Source organism: Streptomyces sp. NPDC002835, from assembly GCF_053591995.1.
In genome coordinates, this window is sequence record NZ_JBSFUW010000010.1 from 57,030 (window position 1) to 78,050 (window position 21,021).

Annotated in this window: 18 protein-coding genes; 9 read left to right on the plus strand and 9 right to left on the minus strand. The window is 71.0% G+C overall.

All coding sequences use genetic code 11. The features are described 5' to 3' along the window. The first annotated feature begins 78 nt into the window (after positions 1 to 78). The 6 genes from glmU (at position 79) to ACWD01_RS13525 (ending at position 5,615) form a co-directional block, all read left to right on the plus strand. The gene (gene glmU / locus ACWD01_RS13500) at positions 79 to 1,527 is read left to right on the plus strand and encodes a bifunctional UDP-N-acetylglucosamine diphosphorylase/glucosamine-1-phosphate N-acetyltransferase GlmU (protein ID WP_451161218.1); all 1,449 of its coding nucleotides are present in this window, start codon (positions 79 to 81) and stop codon (positions 1,525 to 1,527) included. A 124-nt stretch (positions 1,528 to 1,651) separates the two neighbouring features. Next, entirely contained in the window at positions 1,652 to 2,629 is a 978-nt protein-coding gene (locus tag ACWD01_RS13505) for a ribose-phosphate diphosphokinase (RefSeq protein WP_356894343.1), read from the plus strand. Between the two features lie 248 nt (positions 2,630 to 2,877). After that, on the plus strand, positions 2,878 to 3,474 hold the full coding sequence (locus ACWD01_RS13510; protein ID WP_451161220.1) for a 50S ribosomal protein L25/general stress protein Ctc: 597 nt from the start codon (positions 2,878 to 2,880) through the stop codon (positions 3,472 to 3,474). A 91-nt stretch (positions 3,475 to 3,565) separates the two neighbouring features. Further along, positions 3,566 to 4,159 carry an aminoacyl-tRNA hydrolase gene (pth, locus tag ACWD01_RS13515; RefSeq protein WP_451161222.1) on the plus strand — a complete coding sequence of 198 codons (594 nt, stop codon included), beginning with the start codon at positions 3,566 to 3,568 and terminating at the stop codon, positions 4,157 to 4,159. A 101-nt stretch (positions 4,160 to 4,260) separates the two neighbouring features. Then, positions 4,261 to 4,731: a hypothetical protein gene (locus ACWD01_RS13520; RefSeq protein WP_451161224.1), complete on the plus strand. Its 471-nt coding sequence runs from the start codon at positions 4,261 to 4,263 to the stop codon at positions 4,729 to 4,731. 173 nt (positions 4,732 to 4,904) lie between these two features. After that, positions 4,905 to 5,615: an LPXTG cell wall anchor domain-containing protein gene (locus ACWD01_RS13525; RefSeq protein ID WP_451161226.1), complete on the plus strand. Its 711-nt coding sequence runs from the start codon at positions 4,905 to 4,907 to the stop codon at positions 5,613 to 5,615. A gap of 66 nt (positions 5,616 to 5,681) precedes the next feature. Here ACWD01_RS13525 and ppc read toward each other — a convergent pair whose 3' ends face one another. Continuing rightward, positions 5,682 to 8,411, minus strand: a complete 2,730-nt coding sequence (ppc, locus tag ACWD01_RS13530) for a phosphoenolpyruvate carboxylase (RefSeq protein ID WP_451161228.1) — start codon at positions 8,409 to 8,411, stop codon at positions 5,682 to 5,684. 216 nt (positions 8,412 to 8,627) lie between these two features. Here ppc and ACWD01_RS13535 point away from each other — a divergent pair, with 216 nt between their 5' ends. Further along, positions 8,628 to 9,638 carry an acyl-CoA desaturase gene (locus ACWD01_RS13535; protein WP_451161230.1) on the plus strand — a complete coding sequence of 337 codons (1,011 nt, stop codon included), beginning with the start codon at positions 8,628 to 8,630 and terminating at the stop codon, positions 9,636 to 9,638. Continuing rightward, the gene (locus ACWD01_RS13540; RefSeq protein ID WP_451161232.1) at positions 9,635 to 10,324 is read left to right on the plus strand and encodes a TetR family transcriptional regulator; all 690 of its coding nucleotides are present in this window, start codon (positions 9,635 to 9,637) and stop codon (positions 10,322 to 10,324) included. Before ACWD01_RS13535 ends, ACWD01_RS13540 begins: the two co-directional genes overlap by 4 nt. A 106-nt stretch (positions 10,325 to 10,430) precedes the next feature. Here ACWD01_RS13540 and ACWD01_RS13545 read toward each other — a convergent pair whose 3' ends face one another. Next, the gene (locus ACWD01_RS13545; RefSeq protein ID WP_451161234.1) at positions 10,431 to 11,252 is read right to left on the minus strand and encodes a trans-aconitate 2-methyltransferase; all 822 of its coding nucleotides are present in this window, start codon (positions 11,250 to 11,252) and stop codon (positions 10,431 to 10,433) included. A gap of 131 nt (positions 11,253 to 11,383) precedes the next feature. Here ACWD01_RS13545 and tamR point away from each other — a divergent pair, with 131 nt between their 5' ends. After that, positions 11,384 to 11,881, plus strand: coding sequence for a MarR family transcriptional regulator TamR (gene tamR, locus ACWD01_RS13550; RefSeq protein WP_451161236.1), 498 nt, complete (start codon positions 11,384 to 11,386; stop codon positions 11,879 to 11,881). On the opposite strand, the gene ACWD01_RS13555 is transcribed toward tamR, so the two are convergent. From ACWD01_RS13555 to ACWD01_RS13585, 7 genes are all read right to left on the minus strand, one after another. After that, positions 11,840 to 12,622 carry a LuxR C-terminal-related transcriptional regulator gene (locus ACWD01_RS13555; RefSeq protein WP_451161238.1) on the minus strand — a complete coding sequence of 261 codons (783 nt, stop codon included), beginning with the start codon at positions 12,620 to 12,622 and terminating at the stop codon, positions 11,840 to 11,842. The two genes, tamR and ACWD01_RS13555, sit on opposite strands and share 42 nt — an antisense overlap. 272 nt (positions 12,623 to 12,894) lie before the next feature. Next, the gene (galK, locus tag ACWD01_RS13560; protein WP_451161240.1) at positions 12,895 to 14,007 is read right to left on the minus strand and encodes a galactokinase; all 1,113 of its coding nucleotides are present in this window, start codon (positions 14,005 to 14,007) and stop codon (positions 12,895 to 12,897) included. Continuing rightward, positions 14,004 to 14,972, minus strand: a complete 969-nt coding sequence (gene galE / locus ACWD01_RS13565; RefSeq protein WP_451161242.1) for a UDP-glucose 4-epimerase GalE — start codon at positions 14,970 to 14,972, stop codon at positions 14,004 to 14,006. Before galE ends, galK begins: the two co-directional genes overlap by 4 nt. Beyond that, a complete protein-coding gene (galT, locus tag ACWD01_RS13570) occupies positions 14,973 to 16,013 on the minus strand; it encodes a galactose-1-phosphate uridylyltransferase (protein ID WP_451161244.1) in 1,041 nt (346 codons plus the stop codon). A 98-nt stretch (positions 16,014 to 16,111) separates the two neighbouring features. Beyond that, positions 16,112 to 16,801, minus strand: coding sequence for a LuxR C-terminal-related transcriptional regulator (locus ACWD01_RS13575; RefSeq protein WP_451161246.1), 690 nt, complete (start codon positions 16,799 to 16,801; stop codon positions 16,112 to 16,114). Positions 16,802 to 17,079: 278 nt separating this feature from the next. Beyond that, positions 17,080 to 18,867 (minus strand): outer membrane protein assembly factor BamB family protein, encoded by a 1,788-nt coding sequence (locus ACWD01_RS13580; protein WP_451161248.1) that lies wholly within the window; start codon positions 18,865 to 18,867, stop codon positions 17,080 to 17,082. 55 nt (positions 18,868 to 18,922) lie between these two features. Continuing rightward, positions 18,923 to 20,737 (minus strand): outer membrane protein assembly factor BamB family protein, encoded by a 1,815-nt coding sequence (locus tag ACWD01_RS13585; RefSeq protein ID WP_451161250.1) that lies wholly within the window; start codon positions 20,735 to 20,737, stop codon positions 18,923 to 18,925. Positions 20,738 to 21,021 lie beyond the last annotated feature (284 nt).

Below are 21,021 nucleotides of genomic sequence, written 5' to 3' on the forward strand. Positions count from 1 at the left end.
GACCCGCGCTCGTTTCCGGCCCGAAACCCCCCGGTATCCTTCGGTTGTCCCCACCACCCGAAGCCGAAGGGCATATCCGTGAGCGCCACTCGCCCGGCAGCCGTCGTCGTTCTCGCAGCGGGTGAGGGCACCCGCATGAAGTCGAAGACCCCCAAGGTCCTGCACGAAATCGCCGGGCGGTCGCTCGTCGGACACGTCGTCTCCGCTGCTCGTGAGCTCGATCCCGAGCAGCTCGTGGTCGTCGTCGGCCATGCGCGGGAGCAGGTCGAGGCGCATCTCGGGGAGCGGTACGCCGGGACCCGGACCGCCTTCCAGGCCGAGCAGAACGGCACCGGGCACGCCGTGCGCATGGGCCTGGAGGAGCTCGGCGGGCGGCCGGAGGGGACCGTGGTCGTCGTGTGCGGCGACACCCCGCTGCTGTCGGGCGCGACGCTGTCCGACCTGGCGCGGACGCACGCCGACGACGGCAACGCGGTGACCGTGCTGACGGCCGAGGTGCCGGACTCCACCGGGTACGGCCGGATCGTGCGGGACGAGGCGACCGGCGCGGTGACGGCGATCGTCGAGCACAAGGACGCCACCGCCGCGCAGCGCGCGATCCGTGAGATCAACTCGGGTGTGTTCGCGTTCGACGGGGCGCTGCTCGCCGACGCTCTGACGCAGGTGAGGACGGACAACAGCCAGGGTGAGGAGTACCTCACCGATGTGCTCGGCATTCTGCGCGAGGCGGGGCACCGGGTGGGTGCGGCGGTGGCCGGTGACCACCGGGAGATCCTCGGTATCAACAACCGGGTGCAGCTCGCCGAGGCCCGCAGGCTGATGAACGAACGGCTGCTGGAGCAGGCCATGATGGCGGGCGTCACGGTCGTGGACCCGGCGTCGGTGGTCGTGGACGTGACGGTGACGTTCGAGCCGGACTCGGTGGTGCACCCGGGTACGCAGCTGCTGGGGGCCACACATCTCGCGGAGGGCGCGGAGGTGGGTCCGAACACGCGGCTGACGGACACGGTGGTGCGCGCGGGCGCCCGGGTGGACAACACGGTGGCGGAGGGCGCCACCGTGGGCGAGGGCGCGTCGGTGGGTCCGTTCGCGTATCTGCGGCCGGGTACGCGGCTGGGTACCAAGGCGAAGGCGGGCACGTTCGTCGAGATGAAGAACTCGTCGATCGGCGAGGGTACGAAGGTTCCGCATCTGTCGTATGTGGGTGACGCGACGATCGGGGAGTACACGAACATCGGTGCGGCGAGTGTGTTCGTGAACTACGACGGCGAGTCGAAGCACCACACGACGATCGGTTCGCACTGCAAGACGGGCTCGGACAACATGTTTGTGGCTCCTGTCACTGTCGGGGACGGCGCCTACACGGCCGCCGGGTCCGTGATCACGAAGGACGTGCCGGCGGGTTCGCTGGCCGTCGCCCGGGGCCAGCAGCGGAATATCGAGGGTTGGGTGGCTCGTAAGCGGCCCGGGAGCGCGGCCGCGCAGGCGGCTGCGGCGGCAACGGAACGGGACGTCGAGGAGAACTGACCGGAAACAGGTGCGTCGAACTCGGCGTACCGTGATACGTGCACACAAATTCGGCTGGCTCGCGCCCGGGACCCTTGCCCCTTGGACCGTCGCGGCCAGAGAACACGTCTGAGGAGACAGTGCTGTGACCGGGATCAAGACGACCGGCGAGAAGAAGCTGATGCTCTTCTCCGGCCGCGCCCACCCCGAGCTGGCCGAGGAGGTTGCGCACCAGTTGGGTGTCGGCCTCGTCCCTACGAAGGCTTTCGACTTCGCCAACGGCGAGATCTACGTCCGGTTCCAGGAGTCCGCGCGGGGCGCCGACTGCTTCTTGATGCAGAGCCACACGGCTCCGATCAACAAGTGGATCATGGAGCAGCTGATCATGATCGATGCGCTGAAGCGGGCTTCCGCGCGGAGCATCACCGTGATCATCCCGTCGTACGGCTATGCCCGTCAGGACAAGAAGCACCGCGGCCGTGAGCCGATTTCGGCCAGGCTGATCGCGGACATGCTGAAGACGGCGGGCGCGCACCGCATCCTCACGGTCGATCTGCACACGGACCAGATCCAGGGCTTCTTCGACGGCCCGGTGGATCATCTGTCGGCGCTGCCGGTGCTGGCCGACTACGTGGGCGCCAAGGTCGACCGCGACAAGCTGACGATCGTCTCTCCGGACGCCGGCCGTGTGCGGGTGGCGGACCGCTGGTGCGACCGGCTGGACGCGCCGCTGGCGATCGTGCACAAGCGCCGTGACAAGGACGTCGCGAATCAGGTGACGGTGCACGAGGTCGTCGGTGAGGTCGAGGGCCGGGTGTGTGTCCTGGTCGACGACATGATCGACACGGGTGGCACGATCTGCGCCGCGGCGGACGCGCTGTTCGCGCACGGTGCGGAGGATGTGATCGTGACGGCGACGCACGGCATCCTCTCGGGTCCGGCCGCGGACCGTCTGAAGAATTCGAAGGTGAGCGAGTTCGTGCTGACGAACACGCTGCCGACGCCGGGCGAGCTGGAGCTCGACAAGATCAAGGTGCTGTCGATCGCGCCGACGATCGCCCGCGCGGTGCGTGAGGTGTTCGAGGACGGTTCGGTGACGAGCCTCTTCGAGGAGCAGGCGTAACAAGCCGGAAGGGCCGCCCCGCGTTGTGCGGGGCGGCCCTTGCGCATGTCCGGCCCCGGTGTACAGCCCTGGGTTCGCGTGATCCATTTGGGGCGGTGGGGCGGGCTGGGTAGACTGGTGCAGTTGCTCGGCGAGGGAGGCCGCATCCGGTGAGGTTGCGGCGGTCCGTTATCGACGCGCTCTTCGTAGCAGGCCTGTCGTGGCCGGGTGACCGCCACCAGTTCTTCTGTTCCATACGAGGAGTGCACATGTCCGAGGTGAAGCTCACCGCCGAGCGCCGTTCCGAGTTCGGCAAGGGCGCTGCCCGCCGTATCCGCCGCGCCAGCAAGGTTCCCGGCGTTCTGTACGGTCACGGTACCGACCCGCTCCACCTGACGCTGCCGGGTCACGAGCTGCTGCTCGCCCTGCGTACGCCGAACGTCCTGATCGCGCTGGAGCTCGAGGGCACCAACGAGCTGGCGATCCCGAAGGCCGTGCAGCGCGACCCGCTGAAGGGCTTCCTGGAGCACGTCGACCTGCTGCTCGTGAAGCGCGGCGAGAAGGTCAACGTCGAGATCCCGGTGCACACCGAGGGCGAGCTCGCCCCGGGCGGGTTCCTGCTCGAGCACGTGATGAACGCCCTGCCGGTCGAGGCCGAGGCCACCCACATCCCCGAGTCCGTCTCGGTCTCCATCGAGGGCCTGGCGGCCGGTGACGCCGTCCTCGCGAAGGACATCACGCTGCCGGCCGGCACCACGCTGGCCGTCGAGGACGACGCCGTCGTGCTGCAGATCCTGTCCTCGCAGGCGGAGGAGCCGGCGGCCGAGGGTGCCGAGGGTGCCGGCGAAGAGGCCGCTCAGGCCTGAGCCGTAAGCTCTGTGTGACCGGGGTGGCGGGCTGCGGCCCGCCACCCCGTTTCTTTCTGTTGGGGCCGGTTGACGAGGAGACGCGGCGCAGATGTCGGACGTGAATGCCCCCTGGCTGGTCGTGGGTCTCGGCAATCCGGGGCCGGGGTATGCGGCCAACCGCCACAACGTCGGTTTCATGGTGGCCGATCTGCTGGCGGAGCGGATCGGCGGTTCGTTCAAGCGGGCTCAGAAGGCGCAGGCGCAGGTGCTGGAGGGCCGGATCGGTTCGCCGGGGCCGTCGAGCCGGCGGGTGGTGCTGGCGAAGCCGATGTCGTACATGAATCTGTCGGGTGGTCCGGTGACGGCGCTCCGTGATTTCTACAAGGTGCCGACGGGGAACATCGTGGCCGTCCATGACGAGCTGGACGTCGACTACGGGGTGCTGCGGCTGAAGTTGGGCGGCGGGGACAACGGGCACAACGGTCTGAAGTCGATGACGAAGGCGATGGGTCCTGACTATCACCGGGTGCGGTTCGGTATCGGCCGGCCGCCGGGGCGGATGCAGGTGGCGGACTTCGTGCTGAAGGACTTCTCGTCGACCGAGCGCAAGGAGCTGGACTACTTCGTGGACCGGGCCGCGGACGCGGTGGAGGCTCTGGTCATCGAGGGGCTGGAACGGGCGCAGAGCACGTACAACTCGTGAGGTGTGCGCGGTTCGTGGGGGTTTCGGGGCGCTGAGACCCCGGTCTCTTCGGGCCGCTGGGAGTTGACCACGCGTAGCCCCATGGCCAAGGATCGCGGCCCATGAAGCGGAACTCGTCCGGCCGGATACTGGTCCTCGCGCGGGGCGCGGCGATGGCGCTCGTCGCACTTCTGCTGCTGGTCGCGGGCGTGTGGGCGTCGTGGGGCACCGCGCAGCACATCCTGCTGTCCAAGGGCCGTGAGCACGGCACGCTCGCCGTCTCGCGCTGCGACGAGGACGTCTGCACGGGTGCGTACACGCCGCGGGCTCCGGCGCCCGAGCGTACGAAGGTGACGATCGAGACGTCGGTCGCGGTGAAGAAGGGCACGACGCTGGCCGTCGTGCTGAAGCCGGGTACCACCGAGGCGGTGCGTACGGGGCCGGCGGGCGGGCTGTACGCCTGGGTGCCGCTGGGCGGGGCGCTGCTGCTGGCGGCCCCGGTGCTCGGCGGCGGGCTGCGACTGACGCGGACCGCCTGGGGTGCGGCGGGGGCGGGTGGCGCGTTGCTGCTGGCGTCGTTCCTGGCGCTGTGAGCGGCCAACCTTCTTACCGGACGGGCGTATTCACCTTATCGTTATCAGGGACTATCGGGACGAGTCGGCACCCTTGGTGCGGAAGCGGCGCGCGAGGCTTGACCTGCCCTCCCGTTCATGGTGACGCTTAGCCGCCCCCCACGGCTTCCTTCCTCTCACCCATGGACTCCCCTATGCGCATTCTTCGTTCCACCGGCGCCGTGGTAGCCGCAGCGGCGCTTTCGCTGACGGCCGCTCCCGCCGCCTTCGCCACCAACGGCGACAACGGCAACGTGAAGATTCACGACGCCGTGACCGGTGAGTTCGACCAGCGGAACGTGCCGAAGGTCTGCACTTTCTACCTCGACGGCTTCAAGTTCGACGACGCTCAGAAGGTCGACTGGCACATCGAGGCCTGGGCGAAGAACGACCTCGAAAAGGGCGAGGTCGTGAAGTCCGGATCGCTCACCCTCGACGGCTCCGGCCACGAGCGCACCGAGGACATGACTCTCGCCGACGGCCAGTACAAACTGTTCTGGAACTTCGACGGCGAGAACGGCCGCGCCAAGCACAAGGTCTTCAAGGTCGACTGCCCGGACGCCGAGACTCCGGGTGACGACAAGCCGGGTGACAAGCCCGGGGACGAGCCGGGCGACAAGACGGGTGACAAGCCCGGTGAGGACGAAGGCGCCACGCCGTCCGACCCGGCGGAGGCGGGCGGCGAGTCCGCCGGTGCCGGCGCCACGGACCCGGCGGCCTCCGAGAGCCCCGCGGCCGGCGTCTCCGGCGACCTGGCCGAGACCGGCAACGGCGCGCCGATCGGCGTGCTCGCCGGGGTCGCGGCCGCGCTGGTCGCCGGTGGCGGCTACCTGCTGGCGCGGCGCCGTACGGCCCGTCAGCACTGACGCTCACGCGTGAATGAGGGTGCCCCCACCGGATTCCCGGTGGGGGCACCCTCATGTCGTCCGGGATCAGCCGGTGTTGCGCAGTCCGGCGGCCACTCCGTTGACGGTGAGCAGCAGGGCGCGGGAGAGCAGCGGGTCCGGCTCCTCGCCGCGTGCGGCCGTGTCGCGCTGGCGCTTGAGCAGCGCGACCTGAAGGTAGGAGATCGGGTCCAGGTAGGCGTCGCGGATGGCGAACGTCTGCTGGAGCACCGGGTTGGAGCCGAGCAGTTCGTCGTTGCCGGTCACCTTCAGCACCTCGCTGACGGTGAGGGCGTGCTCGGCCTCGATCGTCTCGAAGACGTGCTTCAGGTGGCCGGGCACCAGGGTGTCGACGTAGTGGCGGGCGATCCTCAGGTCCGTCTTGGCCAGCGTCATCTCGACGTTGTCGAGGAAGTTGCGGAAGAAGTGCCACCGCTCGTGCATCTCGGTCAGGACGGTGTCGAGACCCGCTTCGCGCAGCGCCCTGAGCCCGGAGCCGACGCCGAACCAGCCGGGCACGATCTGCCGTGACTGGGTCCAGCCGAAGACCCACGGGATGGCCCGCAGTCCGTCGAGGCCCGCGCCGGAGTCGGGGCGGCGGGAGGGCCGGGAGCCGAGGTGGAGCTCGGCGAGCTGGTCGACGGGGGTGGCGGCGAAGAAGTACGCCGGCAGGTCCGGGTCCTCGACCAGCCTGCGGTACGCGGCGTGCGCGGCGTCGGAGACGGTGTCCATGGCCGCGTCCCAGCGGGCGAGCGACTCGTCGGACTGGCGCGGCGCGGTGTGCAGGGCGGAGGCCTGGAGCGTGGCGGCGACCGTCAGCTCGAGGTTCTCCCTGGCCAGGGACGGGATCAGATACTTGTCGGAGATGACCTCGCCCTGCTCGGTCACCTTGATCTCGCCCTCGAGGGTGCCCCAGGGCTGGGCGAGGATCGCGTCGTGCGAGGGGCCGCCGCCGCGGCCGACGGTCCCGCCGCGGCCGTGGAAGAGCCGCAGGCGTACGCCGTAGCGGTGGGCGACGTCGCGCAGCCTGCGCTGGGCGCGGTGGATCTCCCACTGGCTGGTGGTGATGCCGCCGAACTTGGAGGAGTCCGAGTAGCCGAGCATGACCTCCTGGACGTCGCCGCGGAGCGAGACGAGCCGGCGGTAGGAGGGGTCGGCGAGCATGTCGTCGAGGATGACGTCGGCGGCCTTGAGCTCGTCGGTGGTCTCCAGCAGCGGCACGATGCCGATCTTGGCCCAGCCGGCGTGCAGGTCGACGAGGCCGGCCTCGCGGGCGAGGACGGCGGCGGCGAAGACGTCGTCGGCGCCCTGGCACATCGAGATGATGTACGACTCGATGACCTCGGGCCCGAACCGTTCGAAGGCTTCCTTGACGGTGTGGAAGACGCCGAGGGTCTTCTCGCCCGCGGCGTCCAGCGGGGCCGGGGTAGGGGCGAGCGGGCGACGGGAGCGGAGCTCCTTGGCGAGCAGCTTCTGCCGGTAGTCGCGCGGCATGTCGGCGTACCGCCAGGACTCCTCGCCGAGCCGGTCGAAGAGCTGGCCGAGTGCGTGGTGGTGGGCGTCGGCGTGCTCGCGTACGTCCATGGTGGCGAGCTGGAGGCCGAAGGCGGACAGGGTGCGGATGACGCGGTCCATCCGGCCGTCGGCGAACAGGCCGCCGCGGTGGGCGCGCAGCGAGGTCTGGACGAGGGTGAGGTCGGCGATGAGCTCGGCGGTGCCGAGGTAGTCGCGGCCTTCCTCGTGCGGGGTGCCCTTGGCGAGGCGTTCGCGGGTGTTGACGAGCTTCTGGCGGATGCAGGTGGCCTTGAGCCGGTAGGGCTCCTCGGCGTTGAGGCGCTTGTAGCGGGGGCTGATCTCGGGCAGCCGCTCCAGGTCGGTCTGGAGGGAGGCGAGCAGTTCCTCGGTGGCCCCGGCGTAGCGGATCGAGTTCGACAGCAGGCCGCGGAGGTAGTCGATGACCTCGATGGCGTCGGTGATGCCGTGCTCGTGCTGGAGGATCAGCACCTCCCAGGTGACGGCGGGGGTGACGTTCGGGTTGCCGTCGCGGTCGCCGCCGATCCAGGTGCCGAAGGTGAGCGGCCGGGTGCCCGGGGGCAGCTCGACGCCGACGCGCTCCAGCTCGGCGGCGAGGTCCTCGAGGACGTCGCCGACGGCGCCGGTGTGCAGCTCGTCGAGGTAGTAGATGGCGTTGCGGGCCTCGTCGGCGGGCTCCGGGCGGACGACGCGCAGTTCGTCGGTCTGCCAGATGAGGTCGATGTGCTCGGCGAGCCGCAGGTCGTGGCGGCGGCGGTCGGCCGCGAGGCCCGGGTTCTCCAGCAGCTCGGCGATGCGGCGCAGCTTGTTGAGCACGGAGCGGCGGGCCGCTTCGGTGGGGTGGGCGGTGAAGACGGGCCGTACGTTCAGGTTCTTCACGGTCTCGCGCAGGTGCTGCGGGTCCGCGTCCTTGAGCCGGTCGGCGGTACGGGCCAGCAGGCCGCCCTCGGCGGCGCGCTTCTCACGCATCTCGTGGCCGCGGTGCACCTGCTCGGTGACGTTGGCGAGGTGGAAGTAGGTGGAGAAGGCGCGGACCAGCTTGGCCGCGGTCTCCAGGTCGGTGTCGCCCAGCAGCTCTGCTGCGGCCGCACCGTCGGTGCGTGTCAGCGCGCGGACCCGCTCGACGAGGTCGAGGAGTTCGGGACCTTCCTGGCGGACGAGGGTCTCGCCGAGAAGATCGCCCAGTCGGCGGATGTCGGCGCGCAGTTCTGCACTGGCGGTGGGTGTCTGGTCGGCACTGCTCACAGGTGCGGCTCCTTGCAGTGTTTGAGCACGTCTGGAGGGGTACTGGAGGCTTGCGGACCGCGCTGTCCGACGTCACCCAGGATAGGTGTCCATTTCCTCGGCGTTGTCCGCAGGTCTCTTGCCGCGCCGCCGGGCACTGCCATACTTACGATGCCGTAGGTTACGCGTCCGTAGCCAGGCGTCCGTCCCCTCTCTCCCCACCCCCAGGGAAGCCACATGACCACAAGTCCCGATCTGCTGGACGATGCCCAGAAGACCCCTGACCCCGACACCTCCTACGCGACCTTGAGTGGTGACAGCAAGCGGTCGATCGAGCAGATCGCCCTGCTGCTGTTCATCACGGTCCCGTTCCTGGCCGTTCTCGCGGCGGTGCCGCTGGCCTGGGGATGGGGGGTCAGCTGGCTGGACCTCGGGCTGCTGGTGGCGATGTACTACATCGGCTGCCACGGCATCACGATCGGTTTCCACCGGTACTTCACGCACGGTTCGTTCAAGGCCAAGCGGCCGCTGCGCATCGCACTGGCGATCATGGGCTCCCTCGCGGTCGAGGGGCCGCTGGTGCGCTGGGTGGCCGACCACCGCAAGCACCACAAGTTCTCCGACGCGGAGGGCGACCCGCACTCGCCGTGGCGGTTCGGCGAGACCGTGCCCGCGCTGATGAAGGGCCTGTGGTGGGCCCACATCGGGTGGATGTTCGACGAGGAGCGGACGCCGCAGCACAAGTACGCGCCGGATCTGATCAAGGACCCGGCGCTCCGCCGGATCTCGCGCGACTTCATCTACTGGACGGCGCTCTCGCTGGCGATCCCCCCGCTGGTCGGCGGTCTGGTGACGATGTCGTGGTGGGGTGCGTTCACCGCGTTCTTCTGGGGCTCGCTGGTCCGGGTGGCGCTGCTGCACCATGTGACCTGGTCGATCAACTCGATCTGCCACGCGGTGGGCAAGCGCCCCTTCAAGTCGCGTGACCGCTCGGGCAACGTGTGGTGGCTGGCGGTCCTGTCGTGCGGCGAGTCGTGGCACAACCTGCACCACGCCGAGCCGACGAGCGCCCGGCACGGTGTGCTGCGCGGGCAGCTCGACTCCAGCGCGCGGCTGATCCGCTGGTTCGAGAAGGCCGGCTGGGCGTACGACGTGCGCTGGCCGCAGCAGTCCCGTATCGACGCCCGGCGCACCGGCTCCGAGGCCGATGAAACCCGCCGCGAGGATGATGCCGCGAAGACGGCATGATTGACGTCGTGGCGAGTGACGGAAGTATCGGCAGTCCGGACAAGACCAGGACGCCCGGCGGCAGGCGTGCCCGCCGCGTCCGCATGACGGGCGCCGAGCGCCGTGAGCAGCTGTTGGACATCGGCCGTGCGCTGTTCGCGGAGAAGGGCTTCGAGGGCACGTCCGTGGAGGAGATCGCCGCCAAGGCGGGGGTCTCCAAGCCGGTCGTGTACGAGCACTTCGGCGGCAAGGAGGGGCTGTACGCGGTCGTCGTGGACCGTGAGATGCGCCAGCTGCTCGACATGGTGACGGGGGCGCTGACCGCCGGTCATCCGCGTGAGCTGCTGGAGCAGGCGGCCTTCGCCCTGCTGGACTACATCGAGACGTACACGGACGGTTTCCGCATCCTGGTGCGCGATTCGCCGGTCGCCCAGTCGACGGGCACGTTCGCGTCCCTGATCAGCGACATCGCCACTCAGGTCGAGGACATCCTGGGCATGGAGTTCAAGAACCGGGGCTTCGATCCGAAGCTGGCCCCGCTGTACGCGCAGGCGCTGGTCGGCATGGTGGCGCTGACGGGTCAGTGGTGGCTGGACGCGCGCCGTCCGAAGAAGGCGGAGGTCGCGGCGCATCTGGTGAATCTGGCCTGGCACGGGCTGGACGGTCTGGAGCAGAAGCCGCGGCTCATAGGGCACCGCAAGAGCTAGGCCTCAACACCCTCCCTGCGCGAGAAAGTGCCGGGAAACGCAAGGGCGCCCCGCAGGCCGCGGGGCGCTTTTCCGTTGCCACCGGTCCGCTGTCACCGGCGGGGCGTCACGACACCTTGCGCGCGACGGCGAAGATCCGCCGGAAGGGGAACACCGTGCCGTGCGGGCCCGGCGGGTACGCCTTGCGGAGCAGGTCGCGGTACTGGCCGAGGAACTCCGCCCGGGCCTCCGGGTCGTCGGCGAGTTCGGTGAGCACGGGCCGCAGGGCGGTGCCCTTGACCCATTCCAGTACGGGGTCCTCGCCGCCGAGGAGCTGGAAGTAGGTGGTCTCCCAGGCGTCGGCGTCGCAGCCGAGGTCGGCGAGGCGGCACAGGTAGTCGTCGGGCTCCAGGATGTGGACGTAGCGCCGGCCGTGGTCGCCGAGGCGGGCGCGCCACCGGGGGGTCTCGCACAGTTCGCCGAGCAGCGCGTGGCTGGGGGCGGTGAAGTTGCCGGGGACCTGGAAGGCGAGGGTGCCGCCGGGGGCGAGTCCGTCGATCCAGACGGCGAACGACTCGGGGTGGTTCGGCACCCACTGCAGGGCGGCGTTGGACACGATCAGGTCGTACGGCTCCTCCGGGGTCCAGTGCGCGGCGTCGGCGGGCCGGAAGTCGAGCAGGCCGCCGCCCGCGGTGGTGCCGGCGTACTCCTTCTCGGCCTGGGCGAGCATCTGGGGCGAGAGGTCGAAGCCGGTGATGCGGGCGTCGGGCCAGCGGTCGGCGAGCAGGGCGGTGACGTTGCCGGGGCCGCAGCCGAGGTCGGCGATCCGGGCGGGGCGGCTGCCGGAGGGCAGCGTGGGTATACGGGCGAGCATGTCCAGGAAGGGACGGGTGCGGTGCCCGGCGTGGCGCAGGTACTGCTCTGGGTCCCAAGTGGGTGCGGAATACATGTTCGAGTCCCCCTCGCAGGAACGGAAGTCCGAAACGGAACGTGCTCCGGGCCGACCATGCCCAATAGCCCAGCAGACTATATCTTGACGTCAAGAGACTTCACGTCGACAGACCCTCTACACTGATCGACATGGAGGACGAGGTCGATCGACTGGTCGCAGCATGGCGCCGTGAGCGCCCGGACCTCGACGTGGAACCGCTCGAGGTGCTCAGCCGCGTCTCCAGACTCGCCCGCCATCTCGACCGCGCCCGGCGCATCGCCTTCTCCGAGCACCAGCTCGAGCCGTGGGAGTTCGACGTGCTCACCTCGCTGCGCCGCGCCGGGGCGCCGTACCAGCTCTCCCCCGGCCAGCTCCTCACCCAGACGCTGGTCACCTCCGGCACGATGACCAACCGCATCGACCGGCTGGCCAAGAAGAACCTGGTGGAGCGGCTGCCCGACCCCAGTGACCGGCGCGGGGTACTGGTCCGGCTGACGGCCGAGGGCCGCGACCGGGCGGACCAGGCGCTGGCCGGGCTGCTCGCCCAGGAGCGCGCGATCCTCTCCGAGCTGTCCCGCGCCCAGCGGGCCGAGCTGGCCGCGCTGCTACGCCAGTTGACCGCCCCGTTCGACAACATCCCCGGTTAGGTCGGCGGGCCCCACACCCGCCCGGCGGGCCAGGGCGACGGCGGCGAGGGTGGAGTGGACGCCCAGCTTCCCCAGCACGTTCTGCATATGGGTCCGGACGGTGTGCGGGGACAGGAAGAGGCGCTCGGCGACGGCTTTGCGCCCCAGGCCCGCGACCATGCAGCGCAGCACCTCCTGCTCGCGCGGCGTCAGCGACTCCACCAGCCGCTCGCTCTCGGTGCGGTGCTTGCGGGCCGCCGTCATCTCCCGCAGCACGCCGGTGAGCAGGGCCGGAGCCAGATGCGTCTCGTCGCGCAGCACCCCGCGCACCACCGCGAGCAGCCGCTGCAGCGAGCAGTCCTTGGCCACCCAGCCCCAGGCGCCGGCCTGCAGCGCGAGCGCCGCCCGGCGGGCGTCGTCCTTCTGCGCGAGCACCACGGAACGCACCGCGGGCTGGACGGAGCGCACGCCCGCGACCAGCGAGATGCCGTCGACGAGGCCGTCGCCCGCGCCGTCGGGAACCGCGCGGGCGAGCGCGACCGACCCGGGCCGCGGCACAGCGGCGGCGGCCCCCAGGTCGGCGTCGACCAGCATCACGTCGAATCTGCGGCTCTCCGCCGCCGCTCGCTCCAGGCAGCGCAGCGCGGCGGGACCGCTGCCGGCCGCGGCGACCTCGACATCGGGCTCCGCCGCGAGGGCCGCGGCGAGCGATTCGGCGAAAATCCGGTGGTCGTCTACGACCAGGACCCGGATACGGACCACAGGACACCCCCAGTCTCCAAGGACAGACCGGCACGGGCACGCCGCCCGGGGGACGCAGGACCCGGCACATCGCACGGCCGCCGCCGTGCTGTGACCGATACCCCCGCCCCGGGCGCCGTACCCGGCTGTCTCGCCCCCTGATCAACACCGGCCCCCACCGGTGCTGTGGTTCAGAGTACGGACGCGGGGCGGCGGCGGAAGGCTATTCGCAGAACTGGCCGGCCGCGGTGTTCATGGTGTGATTCCTGTGCCCAATGGGGCGCTGCGGCGCCTCAGGACAGCCGGCGCGCGCCCTGCGACGGGGCCGCGGTGAAGACACGCGGGGCCAGGAGCGAGGACGCCTCGAAGGCCGCCAGGACCGACTTGGTCACGGTCGCCGACGCGGACGTCTCCGTCAGCGCGATCGCCGAGCCGCCGAAGCCGCCGCCGGTCATCCGCGCGCCCAGCGCACCGGCCGCCAGCGCCGTGTCCACGACCAGGTCCAGCTCCGGGCAGGAGACCCGGAAGTCGTCCCGCAGCGAGGCGTGCCCCTCGGTCAGCACGGGGCCGATGGCCCGGACCTCGCCCGCCTCCAGACGGTCGATCACCCGCTCCACCCGGTGGTTCTCGGTCACGATGTGCCGCACCAGGGGCCGCACCTCGGGGTCCTCGATCCGGGCGAGCGCCGCGTCCAGCCCGTCGTACGGCACGTCCCGCAGCGCGTCCACGCCGAGCGCCGCCGCGCCCGCCTCGCAGCCCGCGCGGCGCCTGCCGTACTCGCCGTCGCTGTGGGCGTGCTTGACGCGGGTGTCGACGACGAGAAGCTCGAGGCCGTGGGCGGCCAGGTCGAAGGGGATCTGCCGCTGGGAGAGGTCCCGGGTGTCCAGGTGCAGGGCGTGGCCCTCGGTGCAGCAGGCGGATGCCGTCTGGTCCATGATCCCGGTCGGGGCGCCGACGTAGACGTTCTCCGCGCGCTGGCACAGGCGGGCCGTACGCCAGGGCTCCAGGCCCAATGCGTACAGGTCGTTGAAGGCGAGGGCGGTGACGACCTCGATCGCCGCGGACGAGGAGAGGCCGGCGCCGGTGGGCACGGTCGACTCGTAGTGGATGTCCGCGCCGCCGACCGGATGGCCGGCGTCGCGCAGCGCCCAGACGACGCCCGCCGGGTAGTCGGTCCAGCCGCCGGGGCCGCCGGGGGCGAGGTCGTCGACACGCAGTTCGACCGGGCCGCCCTCCATGTCGGCGGAGGACAGCCGCAGGACGCCGTCGTCGCGGCGGGCGACGGTCGCCACCGTGGTGTGCGGCAGCGCGAAGGGCATCACGAAGCCGTCGTTGTAGTCGGTGTGCTCACCGATCAGGTTGACCCTGCCGGGTGCCGCCCAGACACCCTCGCCCGTGAAGCTCATGAACCGTTCTCCCTCCTGCGGGCGAATGCCCAGGCGTCCGACACGATGCCGGCCAGGTCGGCGCGGCTCGGCTTCCAGCCCAGGCGTTCCCGGGCCGTCGCCGCGGAGGCGACCAGTACGGCGGGGTCGCCGCCCCGGCGCTCCGCGACCACCTCGGGCACCGGGTGGCCGGTGACCTCGCGGACGGTCTCGATGACCTCGCGCACCGAGAAGCCGTTGCCGTTGCCGAGGTTGCAGATCAGGTGCTCGCCCACGGTGGCCGCCTCCAGCGCGAGGAGATGGGCCTCCGCCAGGTCGGCGACGTGGATGTAGTCGCGTACGCAGGTGCCGTCCGGCGTCGGGTAGTCGTCGCCGTAGACGGAGATCGACTCGCGCCGGCCGAGGGCGACCTGGAGGACGAGCGGGATGAGGTGCGACTCGGGGTCGTGGCGCTCGCCGCATTCGCCGTAGGCGCCCGCGACGTTGAAGTACCGCAGGGAGACCGCCGCGAGCCCGTGGGCCGCCGCCTCACCGGAGATCATGTGGTCGACGGCGAGCTTCGTCGCGCCGTACGGGCTGGTCGGCGCGGTCGGGTCGGACTCGGTGATGGGGGTGGAGACCGGCTCGCCGTAGGTGGCCGCGGTGGAGGAGAAGACCAGCGTGCGCACCCCGGCGCCCCGCATGGCGGCCAGCAGCTCCATGGTGCCGCCGACGTTGTTCGCCCAGTACGTCTCCGGCTTCGCGACCGACTCGCCGACCTGCGAGAAGGCGGCGAAGTGCAGCACCCCGTCGTACGAGGAGTCCAGCCACCCGGCGGCGTCCTGGATCCGGCCCTCGATGAACTCGGCGCCCGCCGGGACCCCTTCGCGGAAGCCGGTGGAGAGGTCGTCCAGCACGGTCACCCGGTGGCCGGCCTCCAGCAGATGCTGCGCCACCACACTGCCGACGTATCCCGCACCGCCGGTGACCAGGTACTTGTTGCTCACTTAACTCGTTACCTCTCGCAGTCGCCGCGCCGCGGCCTCCGGCGGCACATCGTTGATGAACACGTTCATACCGGATTCGGAACCGGCGAGGAATTTCAGCTTGCCGGAAGTGCGGCGAACGGTGAAAAGCTCGAGATGGAGACCGAAGGCGTCCCGCCCCTGGGCCCGGAACGGCGCCTGGTGCCAGGCGGCGATGTAGGGAGTGGGCGGTTCGCCGGGGCCGAAGATCCGGTCGAAGCGCCTGAGCAGCTCCAGATAGAGCCCCGGGAACTCGGCGCGCGCCGCGTCGTCGAGCGCCCGCAGGTCCGGCACCCGCCGCTTGGGGTGGAGGTGCACCTCGTACGGCCAGTGCGCCGCGTACGGCACGAAGGCGATCCAGTGCTCGCCCTCCAGCACCACCCGCGTGCCCTCCTCGCGTTCGCGTGCGACGACGTCGTCGAAGAGGTTGCGGCCGGTCTTCTCGTGGTGGGCGGCGAGGGAGCGGAGCATCAGCTCGGTGCGCGGGGTCACGAACGGGTAGCCGTAGATCTGCCCGTGGGGGTGGCCGAGGGTGACGCCGATCTCGGCGCCGCGGTTCTCGAAGCAGAAGACCTGCTCGACCTGGGGCAGTTCGGCGAGCTCCGCGGTGCGGTCCGTCCACGCCTCGAGGACGAGGCCGGCCTGCTCCTCGGTGAGGTCGGCGAAGGACGCGTCGTGGTCGGAGGTGAAGCAGACGACCTCGCAGCGGCCCGCGTCGCCGGCGAGGGAGGGGAAGCGGTTCTCGAAGACGGCGACGTCGTAGTCGGCGGCCGGCACCTCGCTGAGGCGGCCGTCGCGCGAGGGGCAGAGCGGGCACTCGTCGGCCGGCGGGTGGTAGGTGCGGGCCTGGCGGTGCGAGGCGATCGCGACGGAGTCGCCGAGCAGTGCGTCGCGTCTGATCTCGGCGGTGGTGGCGACGGCGTCGAGGGGACGGCTGTCCACCGCGTCGCGCACGGCGTCGTCGCGCGAGTCGTAGTAGATGAGCTCACGGCCGTCGGCGAGCCGGATCGACGTCTTCTTCACACGGAGCTCCCTCAACCACTCCCATTCCAACAGAACCGAACACAAGAAACCACGACTCAACAGGTGGAGTCAATGCGAGTCGGCTCAGGGGCCCGCTGCTACGCCCGGTCGGGCCGCCGCGTCCCGTACGCCGCCCGGTCCAGCAGACCGGTCCGGGCGGCCAGCGCCGCCGCCTCCAGCCGGGAGCCGACCCCCAGCTTCATCAGCACCCGCTGCACATGCGTACGGGCCGTGCTCGGCGCGATCCCCATGCCGACCGCGATCAGCCGGGTGTCCTCGCCCTCCGCGACCCGCACCAGCACCTCGACCTCGCGCGGCGTCAGCAGCCGCAGCAGCCGCCGGCCCTCGTCGTCCGGCTGGGCGGCCGGGTTGAGCAGCTCCGCGAAGGCCCCCTGCAACAGCTGCGGCGCCACCGCCGTCTCGCCCGCCCGCGCCTTCACCAGCGCCCGCTCGACGCCCTCGATGCGCTCGTCGTGGCGCACATAGCCGGACGCACCTGCGGCGAACGCCGCGGCTATCCCGCGCGGGCTGGGCACCGGGCCGAGCACCACGACCGCCACCTGCGGCCGCTCCCGCTTGATCCGTACGACCGGGTCGAACGCGCCCGGCTCCGCGGGCGTCGCCGTGCCCAGCAGACACACCTCGGGAGACCTGGCGATCACCAGCTCGGCCGCTCCGGCCGCCGGCGCCGCCGCCGCGAGCACCCGGTGCCCGCGCAGTTTCAGCGCGGAGGCGAGCGCCTCCGCGAGCAGTCTGTGGTCGTCGACCACCATGAGCCGAACGCCCATAGACCCATTCCCCGTCCCGCCGGCCCCGGCCCCCCGGCCTCCCCGCCACCACGTCAGTCCCGGCAAGTTACACGCTTGTTCGACGGTACGCGCCCCTATCTCCGCAGAAGCCCCCCAGAATGCCGAATCCCTCACCAAACAGGCCCACTTGCTCGACAAGGCGTGGCGAACCTGCTGTACGGCACTGTCCGCACTGGCCCGCACGGGGAACGGCGACGGCCCGGCCCCTCGCTTGAAGCGAGGGACCGGGCCGCGGTGCGGTGTACTGCCGGCGGGCCTCAGCCCTTGGGGGCGAAGGAGATCGCCAGGTGCTTCGAGCTGGTGCTGCTGCTGTTCGGATCGCTCAGGGTGTCGTCCGCGATGAACAGCCGCCCGTTCCTGAAGTGGTACTCGGAGCCGGACTCGACGAAGCTCGTCTCCGCCTCCCGCACCGTCTTGTCGGCCGGGTTCTCCAGCAGGAGCGTCTCCTTGAGCGTGGCGCCGTTGATGCTGACGACCTGGCCGCCCTTGTCGTACGGGGGCCACTTGTAGGCGATGATGTTGCCGCCGTCCATGCGCAGCGGCAGCAGGTGGTAGCCCTCACCGGCGTCGGCGCGGCCGCTGACGGACTTTCCGGTGGCGAGGTCGTAGGCGACGATCTCGTTGGTGCGCGAGTACGACTCGCCGGTGCCCTCGTGCTCCTCCGTCGGCAGGTAGATCCGGTCGTTGCCGACGACCACGAACTGGCAGCCCTCGACACCGTCGCTGGCCGGGCACCGCGCGAGGTACTTGTCGCCCGGCGCGGCGATCTTGGCACGCAGCTTCCCGGTCTTGATGTCGATCGAGAAGAAGTCCGAGATGCCGAAGGTCCCTGTGTCGCCGACGTCGGCCGCGACGACCAGCGGGTCGGAGGACACGACCCGCGCGTCCTCGACGCCCGCGGGCATCTTGAACGACGAGAGCGGGGTGCCGTTCTCGGGGTTGAGCGCCTGGATGGTCACCTGCGCGTCGTCGTACGAACCGCACCGGCGCACCGCGATGAGCGCCTTGCCGCCGCCGTAGCCGATGTCCTTGCACTGGTCGGCGTCGACGGTGGGCTTCCAGCGGACGGCGCCGGTGGCCAGGTCGAAGGCGGCGCTGCCGCCGAGGTAGCCCGCGGCCACCGTGTTGCCGCTGATGGTGACCTGGTCGAAGCGGGACTCGCCGTCCCCGCTCGAGCCGCCGGTGACGGCCTTGCTCCACAGCAGCTTGCCGGCGGCGAGGTCGACGACGCCGACCTCGGAGCACGTCGGATAGCCCTTGTCGCTCTTCGTCCGCTTCTTGGCCTCGAAGACGACGGCGGTCTTGTCGTCCTCCGTCGTCTGGCGGGAGGCGGCGCACACCTGGCCGGGCAGCGGCAGGCTCCAGAGCTTCGAACCGTTGGCGACGTCGTACGCGTCGATCGTGTTCACACCCGTCTTGACGTACGCCTTGTCGGTGACCCACGAGCCGGGCACACCGGTCACGTCGAGGCGCGGCGGGATCGGGAGCTGGAAGTTGACCTTGGACGCGGGGTCGGCCGGGGCCTTCTCCGTGCCCGGGCCGTCGGCGGCGGCCTGCTCCTCGCCGTCCTTGCCCTCCTTGCCGTCCTCGCCGCCGGAGCCGTCCGAGCTGTTCTTGGCCTGGTCCTGCTTGCCGCCGTCGTCCTTGGTGGTGGAGTACCAGAAGCCGCCGCCGATGATCAGGACGATGGCGAGGCACGCGGCAATGACGATCTGCAGCTGCGTCCTGTTCAGGAACCCGCCGCCGCCCTCCGGCCGGGCGGGCTGCGCCTGCATCGGCTGGGTCGGCGCGCTGTAGGCCGGCTGGCCGGGTGCGCCCTGCTGCGGGTAGCCGTACGGCGCGCCCGGCGGCGGGGTCTGCGGAGCGGCCTGCTGCGGGTAGCCGTAGCCGGGCTCGGCCGGCGGCGGCGTCTGCGGGTAGCCCGGGGGCTGGCTCTGCGGGGGCGGCGGGGTGCCGTACCCGCCGGCGGGCTGCTGCGGCGGGTTCGGCGGCTGTCCCGGCGGCGGGCCGGGCGGCTGGTTCGGCGGTGGCGGCGGCTGCGTCATGGCGTGGTTACCCCTGGGGAGCGGAAGGTGGTTCCTGCGGCGGCGAAGGAGTCGGTCACTGGCCGAAGCCCATCATGGTCTTCGTCTCCTTCTCCTCCGAGTCCTTGCTGGCGCTCACACGGCCGCTGGCGATGAAGAACCGCCCGTCGGCGAAGGCCATCTGCGGCGAGTAGAAGGAGTTCTCGATCTGCGCCGTCGAGGCCGGGTGCTGGAGCAGCGTCTTCGGCGCCCCGCCGGTCGGCTCGACGACGGCCACGCCGCCGCCCGTGTCGTACGACGGCTCCAGGTAGACGAGGACCTTGCCGCCCTCCATGCGCAGCGGCGTCATCTTGCGCTCACCGCCGGCCGGCGCGCGCCAGGCCTCCTTGCCGGTGTCGAGGTCGAAGGCGACGAGCTCGTTGGCCTTGCCGTAGTCGGTCTCCGTGGCCATGTAGAAGTGCTTCGCGTCGGCCGCGACACCGGTGCAGCCCTGGAGGTTCTTGCCCCAGATGACGAACGCGCCGCCGCAGCGCGGCTGGAACTTGTCGTTCTTGCCGCCCGAGATCTGCGACCGCAGCTTGCCGTTGTCGGTCAGCGCGATGATCGACCACTTCTTCTCCGGCTCACGCTGGGTGATGGAGACGACCAGCGGGCTGACGGAGTAGACCTTGGCGACCTCCCAGCCCTCCGGCGTGTTGTACGTCCACTGGGGCTTGCCGGTCGCCGGATCGATCTGCTGGATCTGGTGCTTGGGCTTCTCCGGGTCGGAGTCGCAGCGGGCGCCGGCGATCAGCTTCGGCCCGCCCGCGAAGGCGAACGGCTCGCAGCCGCTCTTGGGCTTGCTGAACAGCTGCTTGCCGGTGGCCAGGTCAAAGCCGTACGAGTTGCTGCCGCCGCCGATCGCGAGGGTGTTGCCCGAGATGGACAGCGTGTAGTCGGCGAGGCCGGCGAAGATGCCGGTCGGCTTGGGGATCGACTTCGTCCAGCCGGCCTTGCCCGCCTTCGTGTCGATCATCTGCATGTCGTTGCACTTGGCCTTGTCGGTGAGGCCGTCCATCACACCGATGACGATCTTGCCGTCGGCGGAGGGCTCCGCCGTCGCGGAGCACACCTCGGTCTTGACCGGGACGCTCCACTTCTTCGTGCCGTCGGTCACCGAGTAGCCGGCGACCTCCCGGTACATGGCCTTGACGACCGTGTCACCGGCGATCCACGGGCCGAAGACCTCCGCGCCGTTGCGGGGCAGGTCGACGTCGTTCTTCGTCAGGAAGAGGACCTTGGCCTCGCCGTCCTTGCGCCCGGCGTTGAGGTCGCCGTCGTCCTCGCGGCCGGTGCCGGTGCCGTCGCCCTGGTCGACGGAGGCGGAGCCGGTGGGCTTCGGGTCCTCGCTGGACTTGCTGACGCTCGGCTTGTCGTCCTTCTTGTCGTCACCGCTCAGGGCGAACCAGGTGCCGCCGCCGACGACGAGCAGCGCGACGGCCGACGCGGCCACGATGATCCCCGTCTTCCCCTTGAAGAAGCCGCCCGCGCCGCCGCCCCCGGGGGCCGGCGCGCCCGGGTACTGCGGCTGCGTCGGGTAACCCCCGTAAGGACCGGGCTGGTTGTACGGGCCGGCCGGCTGTCCGTACGGCCCTGCCGGCTGGGCGTACGGGCCCGGCTGGCCCGGAGGCTGCGCGGGGTAGCCGTAACCGGGCTGCGCCGGGGGCTGCTGGGGGTAGCCGTAACCGGGTGCCGTGGCGCCGGGAGGCGCCGCCGGGGGCGGCGTCTGCGGCGGGCCCTGCGGCATCTGCGGCGGCTGGGCGGGCGGCTGGGGCTGCTGCGGAGTTCCCTGCTGAGGATCCTGTGGGGCTCCGAAGCCTCCCTGCGGGGGCTGGTTCGGGGGCTGCGTCATGGCCTGCTACCTCGTGTGGGGTGGGAGATGCGAGTGGGAGTTGGGGATGTCCGGACGGCCCGGACCGCGCTCATCTGCCGAGAGCGGTCGCGGTGTGCGTTTCCAGGTCGGACTCGGGCCGGTGGACGCGCCTGGCCGCACCGCCGCCGGGCGTGCGAACGCCCCCGCCTGGCGGCGGCGGAGACGGCGGGTGCGGGTGCCCGCGCGGGGCGGCCTCGGGCGGTGCGGGCGGCCGGGGAGTGCCCTGCCGCCGGCCCTGCGGCCACGGCGGAACGGACGGCGGC

What these genes read in the sequence shown, in the direction of transcription:
- ACWD01_RS13510 (WP_451161220.1), top strand. Translation starts at nt 2,878, where the DNA reads ATGTCCGAGGTGAAGCTCACCGCCGAGCGCCGTTCCGAGTTCGGCAAG.
- pth (WP_451161222.1), top strand. Translation starts at nt 3,566, where the DNA reads ATGTCGGACGTGAATGCCCCCTGGCTGGTCGTGGGTCTCGGCAATCCG.
- ACWD01_RS13520 (WP_451161224.1), top strand. Translation starts at nt 4,261, where the DNA reads ATGAAGCGGAACTCGTCCGGCCGGATACTGGTCCTCGCGCGGGGCGCG.
- ACWD01_RS13525 (WP_451161226.1), top strand. Translation starts at nt 4,905, where the DNA reads ATGCGCATTCTTCGTTCCACCGGCGCCGTGGTAGCCGCAGCGGCGCTT.
- ACWD01_RS13535 (WP_451161230.1), top strand. Translation starts at nt 8,628, where the DNA reads ATGACCACAAGTCCCGATCTGCTGGACGATGCCCAGAAGACCCCTGAC.
- ACWD01_RS13540 (WP_451161232.1), top strand. Translation starts at nt 9,635, where the DNA reads ATGATTGACGTCGTGGCGAGTGACGGAAGTATCGGCAGTCCGGACAAG.
- ACWD01_RS13545 (WP_451161234.1), bottom strand. Translation starts at nt 11,252, where the DNA reads ATGTATTCCGCACCCACTTGGGACCCAGAGCAGTACCTGCGCCACGCC.
- tamR (WP_451161236.1), top strand. Translation starts at nt 11,384, where the DNA reads ATGGAGGACGAGGTCGATCGACTGGTCGCAGCATGGCGCCGTGAGCGC.
- galK (WP_451161240.1), bottom strand. Translation starts at nt 14,007, where the DNA reads ATGAGCTTCACGGGCGAGGGTGTCTGGGCGGCACCCGGCAGGGTCAAC.
- ACWD01_RS13575 (WP_451161246.1), bottom strand. Translation starts at nt 16,801, where the DNA reads ATGGGCGTTCGGCTCATGGTGGTCGACGACCACAGACTGCTCGCGGAG.
- ACWD01_RS13580 (WP_451161248.1), bottom strand. Translation starts at nt 18,867, where the DNA reads ATGACGCAGCCGCCGCCACCGCCGAACCAGCCGCCCGGCCCGCCGCCG.
- ACWD01_RS13585 (WP_451161250.1), bottom strand. Translation starts at nt 20,737, where the DNA reads ATGACGCAGCCCCCGAACCAGCCCCCGCAGGGAGGCTTCGGAGCCCCA.